The sequence below is a fragment of the Cellvibrio fontiphilus genome (assembly GCF_042646205.1).
GTDB lineage: Bacteria > Pseudomonadota > Gammaproteobacteria > Pseudomonadales > Cellvibrionaceae > Cellvibrio > Cellvibrio fontiphilus_A.
In genome coordinates this window covers 486,621-498,058 of the sequence record NZ_JBHRTF010000004.1, presented here as the reverse complement: position 1 = coordinate 498,058, position 11,438 = coordinate 486,621, and the positions used below count along the sequence as shown (strand labels likewise).

The 11,438-nt window shown below is 53.4% G+C and carries 8 protein-coding genes; 3 read left to right on the top strand and 5 right to left on the bottom strand.

Features of this window, described 5'->3' with window-relative positions; genetic code table 11:
• Positions 1-2: 2 nt before the first annotated feature.
• Positions 3-998, top strand: coding sequence for a family 43 glycosylhydrolase (locus tag ACFODX_RS10840; RefSeq protein ID WP_378118959.1), 996 nt, complete (start codon positions 3-5; stop codon positions 996-998).
• 75 nt (positions 999-1,073) lie between these two features.
• On the opposite strand, the gene ACFODX_RS10835 is transcribed toward ACFODX_RS10840, so the two are convergent.
• A complete protein-coding gene (locus ACFODX_RS10835; RefSeq protein ID WP_378118958.1) occupies positions 1,074-1,928 on the bottom strand; it encodes an SDR family oxidoreductase in 855 nt (284 codons plus the stop codon).
• Between the two features lie 83 nt (positions 1,929-2,011).
• On the opposite strand from ACFODX_RS10835, the gene ACFODX_RS10830 reads away from it, so the two are divergent.
• Complete coding sequence (locus ACFODX_RS10830) at positions 2,012-2,440, top strand: winged helix-turn-helix transcriptional regulator (RefSeq protein ID WP_378118957.1); 429 nt, start codon at positions 2,012-2,014, stop codon at positions 2,438-2,440.
• An 85-nt stretch (positions 2,441-2,525) separates the two neighbouring features.
• Here ACFODX_RS10830 and ACFODX_RS10825 read toward each other — a convergent pair whose 3' ends face one another.
• The 4 genes from ACFODX_RS10825 to ACFODX_RS10810 form a co-directional block, all read right to left on the bottom strand.
• The gene (locus ACFODX_RS10825; protein ID WP_378118955.1) at positions 2,526-4,859 is read right to left on the bottom strand and encodes a TonB-dependent hemoglobin/transferrin/lactoferrin family receptor; all 2,334 of its coding nucleotides are present in this window, start codon (positions 4,857-4,859) and stop codon (positions 2,526-2,528) included.
• Between the two features lie 164 nt (positions 4,860-5,023).
• The gene (locus ACFODX_RS10820; protein ID WP_378118953.1) at positions 5,024-5,524 is read right to left on the bottom strand and encodes a hypothetical protein; all 501 of its coding nucleotides are present in this window, start codon (positions 5,522-5,524) and stop codon (positions 5,024-5,026) included.
• Positions 5,525-5,576: 52 nt separating this feature from the next.
• Positions 5,577-6,395: a DUF4198 domain-containing protein gene (locus ACFODX_RS10815; protein ID WP_378118951.1), complete on the bottom strand. Its 819-nt coding sequence runs from the start codon at positions 6,393-6,395 to the stop codon at positions 5,577-5,579.
• A gap of 32 nt (positions 6,396-6,427) precedes the next feature.
• The gene (locus ACFODX_RS10810; protein WP_378118949.1) at positions 6,428-6,670 is read right to left on the bottom strand and encodes a hypothetical protein; all 243 of its coding nucleotides are present in this window, start codon (positions 6,668-6,670) and stop codon (positions 6,428-6,430) included.
• A 1-nt stretch (position 6,671) separates the two neighbouring features.
• Between ACFODX_RS10810 and ACFODX_RS10805 the strand changes: the two genes are divergently transcribed.
• Positions 6,672-11,420, top strand: coding sequence for a glycosyl hydrolase (locus ACFODX_RS10805; protein ID WP_378118947.1), 4,749 nt, complete (start codon positions 6,672-6,674; stop codon positions 11,418-11,420).
• The last annotated feature ends 18 nt before the right edge of the window (positions 11,421-11,438 follow it).

Below are 11,438 nucleotides of genomic sequence, written 5' to 3'. Positions count from 1 at the left end.
CCATGAACAACATTCTGAAAGCCGCCACCGCCCTGTGCCTAAGCCTTGGCGCCGCTGTTGCCTGCGCACAAAACCCACTCAACTTTGGCAGCAATATCAAAACTGCAGATCCTTCCGCGCGCGTTTGGGCCGATGGCAAGCTGTACCTTTACACCTCACACGATGAGGAATGCCAAGCCGATTTCCACATGAAAGACTGGCATGCCTTCTCCTCCACCGACTTGGTGAATTGGACCGCACACGGCGCTATTTTTTCGTTGGAACAATTGAGCTGGGCAGACAATTACGCCTGGGCGCCCGATGCGGTTTACAAAAACGGCAAATATTATTTGGTGTTCCCCGCCGGCACCGGGTTTAAAGACCGGGTAAACCCGGAAAAAAGCACCAAGTGGATGGGCATAGGCATAGCCGAGAGCGATTCCCCCACCGGCCCCTTCAAAGACATGATCGACGCGCCCCTGTGGCGCACGCCCTATGCCAACGACCCGAGCATGTTTATCGACGATGATGGCAAAGCCTATTTGTATTTCCACGGCATGAACAGCGACTACCAGGTAGTGGAAATGGCCGACGATATGCGCAGTATCAAGGGCGATTTTTACAAGATGGATATGGGCGGTTACGAGCCCAAAATGGAAGGCCCCTGGATCTTTAAACGCAAGGGCATTTATTACTTCACCATGCCGGAAAATAACCGCGTGCTCAGCTATTACACCGCCACATCGCCCAAAGGCCCCTGGAAATATCAGGGCGTGATTATGGATGAAGAGAACAACGCCAATAACCATCACTCCATTGTGGAGTACAAAGGTCAATGGATTTTGTTTTATCACCGCTGGTTAAAAGACGAGTCCTCTAGCTGCCACAAAAAACAGCGCTACAGCACCGCCGAATATTTAACGTTTAATGAGGACGGCACCATCCAAAAAGTGCAGCGCACGGCACAGGGCGTGAGTGATTTTGCCGCGAGGGTTAAAGCCGCCCCCAAAGCAAAATAGTGTTACCGCAATAAAATATTTCCAACAGGGCGCCAACTGGCGCCCTGTTGCCCTGTTGGTTGGTGCGCAACATAATTACGCATTCACTGCATTGTTGACCTGCTCTTTCCATGATGTTGTCGGACGACCAATTAATTGGCTGAGCTGATGACCGTCATCAAACAACCCACCTTTGGATGCACCCACATCGGATTCAGACAAAAGTGTTGCCAGCCATTCCGGCATACCTGCCCCCACCAAGGCGGCTTTAAAATCAGCCTCGGGTAAATTCTGGTACACAATATTTTTGCCGGAGTGCAGGGCGATTTCCGCGGCAAATTCAGCCAGCGAATAACTTTCATCGCCCGCCAATTCGTAGACTTTCCCGCTGTGATTCTCCTGCGTCAGTACAGCGACAGCGGCCGCTGCGTAATCGGCACAGGCAGCCGAGCTAATGCGCCCCTCGCCCGCACTGCCGTACACAGCGCCCAACTGCAATGCTGAACTCACCCCGGCCACATAATTTTCGGTGTACCAACCATTGCGCAGGATCACAAAAGGAATACCGGAGGCGCGAATCAGTGTTTCGGTTTGGGCATGCTCGGCGCACAGCGGTAAGGGTGAGGTATCCGCATGCAACAAACTGGTGTACACCAACTGGCCAACACCCGCTTGTTTTGCCGCCGCAATCGCAGCGCTGTGCTGCGCAAACCGCCGGCCAATTTCATTAGCCGAAATCAGCAGCAACTTGTCTGCCCCCTTAAACGCCGCAACCAGGGTTTCTGGCTGGTCGTAATCGCCCTGGCGCACCTGCACCCCCAGCGCCGCAAAATCTGCCACTTTTTCCGGTGAACGCACCACCACCGCCAACTCGGCTGCAGGCACCTTTTGCAACAACCCATTAACCACAAAACGGCCCAATTGGCCGGACGCACCAGTAACGACAATCATGACGAACTCCTTTATTTCAGTGAGAGAAGTTGTCACACTAACAGCCAAGCTAACTTTTAGTAAGTACGCACAAAAAGGTAAGTATGATGAAAAATGATTCCGGCTCCGACAGCGACAACTGCCCCACTGGCCTGCGGGAGATAATGCAGCGCGGCAATGTGATGGCCGATAAATGCCCATCGCGCGCCATACTCAACCACGTCACCAGCCGCTGGGGTGTGCTGTTATTGATCGCGCTGCGCGGCGGCACCCACCGCTTTAGCGAACTGCGCCGGCGCGTTACCGGCATTAGCGAAAAAATGCTCGCCCAGACCCTGCAAACCCTGGAGGCCGATGGCTTTGTGCAGCGTATTTCCTACCCGGTAGTACCGCCCCATGTGGAGTATTTACTCACCCCCATGGGCGAGCAGATCAGTGAAAAAGTGGAGGCACTGGCGGATTGGATTGAAATGAATCTGGGCGATATTTTGAAAGTTCAGCTGGAGAAAGCGGGCAGCATTGCCACGGCTTAAGCGCGTATTGAGACAGACTCCAACATGGTGATCCAGCCGGGAGCTAATCGCCTCCCGGCTGTTCAAGGTTAAAAGCGATGAAGGGTTAAAAGCGATAGCTCACACTCGCTTTGAAATTGCGCCCCGGTTCGGCATAGCGATTAATGCCGTCACCCGTCACACCACCGCGTGCACCACCCGCGCCCTCGGTAACAAATTGCACGCGCTGCCAGCGCCAGTATTGTTCGTCGGTAATGTTGTACAAACCGAAGGTCATTTTTAACGCGGGCGTGATTTGATAACGGCCTTGTAAATCAAACAAAGTAAAAGCATCCGTTAAAAATGCAGCGCCTTGGGTTTGGCTGCCGTCGGCGGCGGTGACCACGACATCATCCGCCTGTTTACTGCCTGAGCGCGTCATGCTCACACTCGCCGCCCAACGGCGATCATTGGGCTGGTACTCAATACCCACAACACCCGAGTGCGGCACAATGCTTAACAGTGGATCACCATTTTTCTTTTCGCCGTCGTTGTAAGAGTAGGCAAAACGCAGCGCGAGATTGCGATCCAGATTCCACTGCCCATCGATTTCAAAACCTTTCACCACTACTTCACCGCTATTAACCGGCATGGTGTAGGTATCGCCCGTGGCATTAGTGCAAGTACCGCGACTGCAGCTTTGGAAAACCGTGTCGTTTAAACGCGTGAGCGTTTGGGTTTCTATAAAATTGTTGTAGTCATCGTGAAAAATAGCGGCATTGATTTGCACACGATGATTGGCAAAACCATACCGCAATTCTTTATTCAAACTTTCTTCAGCTTTTAAATCGGGGTTGGCGACTGAATCCCACAGTACGACTTCTGCGCCGCTGCTTGCATCAATGCCTACACTGGTGACCGGTGCGTAATACAAATTTTCAGTAGAGGGCGCGCGAAAGCCAGTGCCCAGTTGCACGGCGAGGTGTTGTTGCGCGGTAAATTGATAATTCGCGCCTAGTTGCCAAGTCGCTTGGGTAAAATTTACATCGCCAACGGTGTTGGATGCATCCTGGTATTGCGGATTAAATTCCGGTGAATAGGCGTAGCTATCAACACGCGCGCCGGCATTAAAAGTCCAGGGGGAATTGAGCGGGGAAATTTGATCGCGCACAAATCCGTGCCAGTGAGTCACTGCTGTTTCCGGCACAAAATCCGGGTCAATCTCCACCAGTGACGCGGTATTACTGGTGCCAAGGTATCGTGTATCGATAGAGGCATAACTCACCTCGCGCTGCTCTGCGCCCAGGCCGTAGATTAATTCCTGCTCCAGCGCATTGCCGGTAATATTTTTACTGAATTTAACACGCGTGCTGTGAGTATCCTGCTCGTAGTGGCGATCTTCCGAGCGATAACAGGGCGATACACCTTGCGGGCAAGTGGTGGATTTAAACAGCATTAAGGTGTAGCCGCTGTTGTAGCTATTTTGATAATCGTAATGCCAATCAAACACATCAAACCAACGGGACTCGGCAAGCCATTGGTAATTCACGCCGAGGCGATCGCGCTCGTTGTCGTCATCCGTGGTGCGCGTTAAATAACTTGCATCCACACGCGATAAATTATTCAGTTGCGAATTAGCGCGATAGGTTTCGGCAACCAATCCCAAACGGTGCACTGGGTCAGCATAAAAATATAATTTAAATAAAGCATTGGTAGATTCGGCATCAAGCGGGTCGGCAATTTCGCGCGCACCGCCGGTAATATTTTCACCCTTGCCCTGCACCTCCAGCTCATGACTATTGCGCTGGGTAAGTACCAGTAAACTCTCCCAGGCACCGGTGCGGTTAGCGAGTGTTGCGCTGAGCAGCGCTTCATCAGCATCGCTGGCGTAGCCGGTTTTCAAGCTGAAAAAAGTATCGTCGCCCTGCGCCGCCAAATAATCGGCTGGGTCTTTGGTGACAAACATCACCGCGCCCGACAAACCACCACTGCCGGCAGCGATTGAATCTGCGCCCTTAATAATTTCTACCGATTTCAGTGCGTCTATATCCAACCCGCCGCGTGTGGAGCGAAAAAAATCGTAGGCTTGATAGCTGGCCGGATCCAGCGTTTCGCCCATGGATAAACCATCCACCGTCATGGCCACACGGTCGCCATCCAAACCGCGAATATTAAAACCATTGGCACCAAACCGGCCTATTTCGCTCACACTTACGCCGGGAATGTAGCGCACCAGATCATCCAGATCAGTTACCTGTTGATTATCCAGCGCCTCGCGATTGACAACCTGACTGGATGGATGCGCCGATTCCTGTTCTGCTTGCGCCGTGACGACCACTTTGCCCAATTTCTTTTTGGCGGCAGTGGCTGAACCTGAATCAGCGGCTGATACAGCGGCAGAGGCAAACACAGCACCGAGTATCAAGCCACTGCATAAATTACGGGGAAACCACTTTTTCATTTTGTCCTCATTAACCAATACAACATCGTTTTGTAAATGCCGAAACGCTTGTGGCAATTCGGCACGTATATTTTTTTGGCTAACAAGGCACGCTCTTCAAGGGCTTTTGATTTTTCTTTTTTTGGATAAAAACTGTCGGTAAAAAACCGCAGATAAAAAATTATTTACGGCGAGGGCAAGGGATCTTTCTCGTTGATGACACCATCCTCCTCTAAATCCCAGCCGGCGAACATCCGTGTTCCTGAGACAGCAAATTCCTTCACCGTAATATCTCCATCCTTGTCCTTATCCAACACCCCAAACCGCACATGGGCCTGTTTGAGCTGTTTGGTTCTGTGTTCTTTTTGTTCATCCGTCATGCGCGCTGCAAATTCCTGCACATATTCTGTTTCATCAATGCGCTGATCCTGATTGCTATCCATAGCGCGTAAATGGGCGGCGCGCGCATGATCAAATTCCGCACGGGTTAGTTCGCCATCGCTGTTTTGATCATATTCTTTGATAAAAGCGTGGCGATGCCCAGCACTCGCGCCGTGGCTGCGCTGATGAGGTGTCGCGCTGTGCGTTTTTTTAGCGACTGCGCCCTGCTCTTTTTTAGGTGCTGATTGACAGGCGGTTAATGCCAACAATAGCGGTAGCAGCACAAAATATTTTTTAGCCATCATAAAAATTTTCTCGTCATCAATAAAATCGTCATCAATAAAAATAGTGGAACACTCACAGCGCCGGTTGCACGGCAAAACTCAGGGTGTAGATGTAACCGTAATTGGGCGCCTCAGCACCCTTGGGCGCGGGCGCACTCTTGCGCAGATGCAGCAAATAGATACCGGCGTTATTGAGCACAACACTGGCCTTGCCGCTGCGATTGGTAGTCGCTGTGTAAGCCGGCTGTTGCTGCCCGGTGGAGTCCTGCGCGCTGAAAATACTGACTGGCTGATTCACCAGCGGTTTGCCATCCAGCAGCACCGAAAATTCAAACACCTCACCCGCATATAAATCGTTGGGATGGGTGATGGGCACTAACTCCAAACCTTTGTTATAGGGTTTCAGCGCGCCATTACTCGGCGCTTTTAAGGTCACATAGGTTTCCGCGAGGGTGACAGATTGATAGTGATCCAGCAGTTTGTGACCTTTGGGCAACACTTCTTTGGGGTCGCGGGTATGTTTGCGCTCGCCATCGAGTTCATACATGCGAAACACCGCGCCCAAGCGCGTGCCGGTGGTGAAGCGATAAGTGCCCTCCTGCTGCGCTTGGTACTCCAGCACACTGCGGCTGGTAAATTGCTCCACCCGCGCCGGAGCCACCCAGTTACCCGCCGGAGTGAGCACCTGAAAAGTGCCCTTATCAAAGGCGACGTCGGAATGGAAAAAGGTTTCAGCAAACCCCGCATCCAGGCTGATCCAGCCTTTATGGGCAGGCTCAAACGCAATGGGGGCGATAAACGGCGTGTGGGCATATACCACTGAACAAAAACCGAGCACAAACATAAAAGAAAGGGACAACGCAAACAGGGTAAAACCCGATAAAGCCTTCATGAGCAGCTCCTCTACTAACCCAAACCGGGGCGTTAAATTGAGGCGCCATCATAAGAAATATGAGAATTATTATCAATACAAATGATAATAATTATTATTTGATAAAATAATTCATTTAGTGTCGCACCGTCGGCCAGCAAACCTGTCTCAAAACCGGCATGGGACTGTATCAAAACGAGCCCTCCCGTCACTGGGACGACACCACACCTCGCACTTTGGTTAGATAAGTTAACCGCACTGGCGGTGTTCACAATAATCAATAACGAGGTATACAAGATGCAATCCTGTAGACGATTGATCGGCAGTATTTTGCCCAAAATACTATTGCCCATTGCCTTGCCCGGTCTGTTCACCGCGTCCGTCGCTGTGCAGGCGGGTGAAGTCGCTGCTGGCGCCGGTAGTTACACCACCGAAAAACCCAGCCATCGCTGGGCGCCATCCACCGCCGAAGGCTATGACCAAACCGTACCAGAGGGTCAGCCCTGGGGCATTTATGTGCCGCGCCAGGAGATCAGCCCCAAGGTATCCAACCGTTTTAAAAACTCCGGCAAACCCACGCCTACCCATGAATTCTGGTCGTCGGTTGCCTGGCCTCACGCGGTAAAAAACCTGATCCGCAATGAAAATGGCGGCATTATCGAAACCAATGTGGATGCCGTGCCTTATTCACACTGGATGACCAACTCGCCCTACACCCTCAAGTTCACCAATACCGGCATCAACCTGACCTATGCACAGATCCCGCTGCTAGTGCCCTACCGCTACGAAGACCCCAATTCCGACAAGCGCGTATTGCCCTCCACCAGCAACCCGAAATTTACTGCCTATACCTATCCAGCGCGGATCGACCCACGCCTTGACCCGCTGGGCGGCACCGAGCTGAATATCCGTTTTGACGGTATGGATGCCGATGAAACCCTGCTGGATAACTACAGCGATTTTGCCGCGACTGTGCTGCTCAAAAATCCCGGCGCCAATGAGAACACCCAGGCAGCGCGGGTCACTATGGTGAATGGTTCGCCCTTCATCCATTTCCAAAAAACCGGCCTGAGCACGGTGAGCTTCACCTACTTCAACGGTATGCGCATTATTCACGAGTCAGACGGTGTGCTCGCGCTCTACCTGGGTGATGTGCGTGCGGGTTACGCCATTTTTGCCCCGCCGGGCACCCAGTTCAGCTACAACCTGGCGAATCTGGACCTGAAAGAATTGGCCAGTAATGGCAAGATCACCATGACCATTCCGGCCAGCCACCAGTATTTCAGCGTGGCTGTTCTGCCCAACGAAATTAACGATATTTTCAAAGCGCCCATCAGCTACACCGAGCAGGGTTTTGCGATTGCCGCCGGTACAGCCGTTAGCGATCTGCCCACCCATATTGCCGGCACTCGCCAACCGCTGGTGGTATCGCGTTTGGTAGGCGACTTCTTCCGCGAGGATGAGCCCGGTGACGGTGTAGGCGTAGAGGAGCTGGACGCGCTGGTTGCCGACTATCGCCGCCATGCGTTTGCACTGCCCATTGATACCCGCTTTGACTACCGCTACGACGAGGCCAGTGCGGAGGTGGAATCCACCTACACTGTGACTACTTATCAGGTAGGCACTGAACAATACGCCGACCCTAACGCCATCAACCAGACCATGATGGGCTTGTATCGCCACCAGTACATCAATACCAGCGGTTTGGATTTTGCCTACACCTACGCCACACCACGGGGTGAGATGAAAGTGATCAAAGGCAATAGTTTTACCACCCGCATCCCCCACCCCGGCTTGCTGCCCAACCTGCCCAACAAACTGGAAGGTGCCGAGCTGACCCGCTTGATGACGCTGTTGGATCAGGACAAAAACGGGCAATTCGGTGCGGATGGCCTGACTCGCGATGACGTGCTGGATACCTACAACAACGGTAAAGAGCTTAACTGGATGCTGCAGTTGCTGCACATTGCCCAGCAAACCAACCGCCCGGATGTAGCCGCCACCTTGATGGGCCGCATTAAAGCCCACTTGGAAGACTGGTTAAGTGCCGATGACTGGCAGCAAGACCTGGCGTACAACAACAGCCACTGCAACCCTATGGCTGAACCTATGCGCAGCGACTGCTACCGCAATTTGCGCAAACAGAATGAGAAAAAATACTTCTATTACAACGCCGAATGGGACTCATTGACCGGCTACCCCGCCAGCTTCGGCTCGGATACCGAACTCAACGACCACCACTTCCACGCGGGTTATTTGATCTCGGCAGCAGCGACCATCGCGCGCTATGACCGCAACTGGGCCACCCAGTGGAAACCCATGGTTGATTTGTTGATCAAGGACTCAGCCAACTGGGATCGCAACGACACCCGCTTCCAGTACCTGCGCTATTTCGACATCTACAACGGCTATTCACTGGCCAACGGTCATTTGAATATGGATGCCGGCGGCAATCAGGAATCCTCCTCTGAAAGTATCAACTTCGCCCAAGCCGTTGCACTCTGGGGTTCAGAGACAGGCGATACAGCGATCCGCGATCTGGGTATTTTCCTCTACGCCAGTGAAATCCAGGCGATCCACCAATATTGGTTTGATGTGGACAATGAAGTGTTCCCGCGCCAGGTGTTCTGGGATAACGGCAGCCAATTTGTGAAGAAGGATTTCGACCGCGCCTCCGTTGGCTTGGTGTGGCACAGCAAAGCCGACTACGGCACCTGGTTCTCCGCCGCACCGCGCATGATTGCCGGCATTAACTTCCTGCCCATCACTGGCGCCTCGCTGCATTTGGGCCATATGGATCGCAAACTCAGCACTGGCGGCACTATTCCCGCGGTGCAGTTGGTGGTGAATCGCCTTGCGGAAGATACCGACTTTTTTGCCACCCAACTCTGGCACCGCGACTTGCCAGCCGAGTACACCCAGTACGATTTCCGCCGCAAAACCAAATTCTGGGATGACTTGATGTGGCAGGCCGAAGCGCTGGTAAACCCGGATGCCGCCGCGCAAAAATTCAACGCCGCGGGCAATTACAAAACCGAGTTTGATCCCACACTCGCCCCCATGTACCCCAACGATGAAGTGCGCAGTGAAGCCGGTGCCAGTAAAACCCACACCTACCACTGGATTTTCAACCTGCGCCAATTGGGTCGCCCGGTGAAAGGCGTAACGGCGGATACCGCGCACTACGCCGTGTTTGAGAAAAACGGCACCCGCACTTATGTGGCTTACAACCCCACCGCGACACCCAAGGAAGTTACTTTTAGCGATGGCGTCAGTATTGCCGTTGCGCCCTTCAGCATGAGTGGTGATGCCGATGTAGCGCCGCCGCCAACAAATCTGGCGGTAAGCGCGATTACCACCAATTCCGCCACCGCGAGTTGGGTAGCCGTATCCGGTCAGTGGACTGGCGCCAGCTACCGTATTGTGGTGAAAAAGACCGATGGCACTGAAGTGTTCAACCAACTGGTGACGGGCAACTCGGTGGCAATCAGCAACCTCGCGCACAACACCAATTACAACCTGACCGCCACCACGGTATTCAACGGGCTCAGTGGGCGCTCTGCGTTTAGCAGCTTCAAGACCGCTCTGGATCTTAGCCAAGTTCCTGCGGTGGAAAACCTGCGCACCAGCGGCCTGACCCACAATGAGGTGACAATTGCCTGGGATGCCATCCCGGCGGCTTATACCAATGCGGATTACGCCATAGTGCTGCAGAAGGATAACGCCACAGTGCAATCCATCCCCTCCACTGGCGGCCTTACCGAGCGGAAATTCACCGGCTTGAGCGCATCCAGCAATTACAAGGCAATAGTGGTGGCGCGTAACGGTAGTGTGGAATCCGAACCTGCGAATATTGAGTTTGTGACACAGATAACCCCGCCAGCCTGCGACACCGCCAAGGACTACTGTGTGGAAGTGACCAGCTGCAGCGCGGTGCGTATCACCCTCAACCGCACAGCGTCCTGGGCCGATATTTTGCTCAGCTCGCCCATGCAGTCCGGTGGCTACCGAATGCCCAAGCTGGCCGATGGTCGCTCTTACTTCGATGTGACTGGCCTGAGCAACAACAGTCTGGTGAATTTCCGCTTCACCTACTTCGATAGCGTTGGCCGCGACCTTGGGCCATTCAACTACACCTTTAACACGGCGAACTGCGGCACCTCGTCCAACTCATCAAGCTCATTTAGCTCGTTCAGCTCATGGTCGACCAGCGTCTCAACGTCCAGCTCAACCAGTATTTCAAGCTCCTCTTCCAGCAGCCTGTCTTCCAGCAGCTCGTCGGTGGTGGTTGAAACCGGTGTGGTGAAGATGACCGCGCTGGCCAATGGCGGTATGCAATTCAGCATTCGCTTGAATGAGCGCAAGCAGCAAGTTCACTTCTTTGCGCGCCGCAACGGCCTGCAGGATTATGTGATCAACGACCTGCAAGCACAGGCGGGTGGCGAAGTGAATAACGGTGATGGCACTTACACCTATCAAGTTACCCGCAGCGCGGCTTACACGGCGGGCAATCTGGTAGAGGCGCGCTTCTACACCTTTACCCCTGCCAGCGACCAAAGCTTCTACCCTGGCCCGGTGGAGAACAGCTGGACTTCCATGACCTACCCTGGCGGTTCGTCTGTGTCCAGCTACTCGACCTCTTCGGGTCCAACGGGCTTTTCATCTTCCGTTGTCAGCTCGTCTGTTTCCTCGGTGAGTAGTTCGTCCGTAAGTAGCTCCTCGGTGAGCAGTTCGTCATCGGTGGCCAGCAATGGTTACAGCGCCACCGCTACCCTGCCTAACGGCGCTAATGTGGCCTATACCACTACCGCGACCTACAGCAACGGCGGGGTGAAAATCACCTTCACTACCCAGGAAAACCTGAACTGGGCCTGGGTATTTACCCCCGGCTGGAACAACATGACACGGGTGGTGGGTAATAGCTTTGAAGTGACCATCCCCAATGTGGCACCGGGCACGGCGTTGAGTTACTACTTCACCGTAAGCACCGCCAGCCGCGGGGAAGCCAATAACAACAACCAGCCTCATACATGGACAGTGCAGTGAGTTGGTAATCTGTTAGCA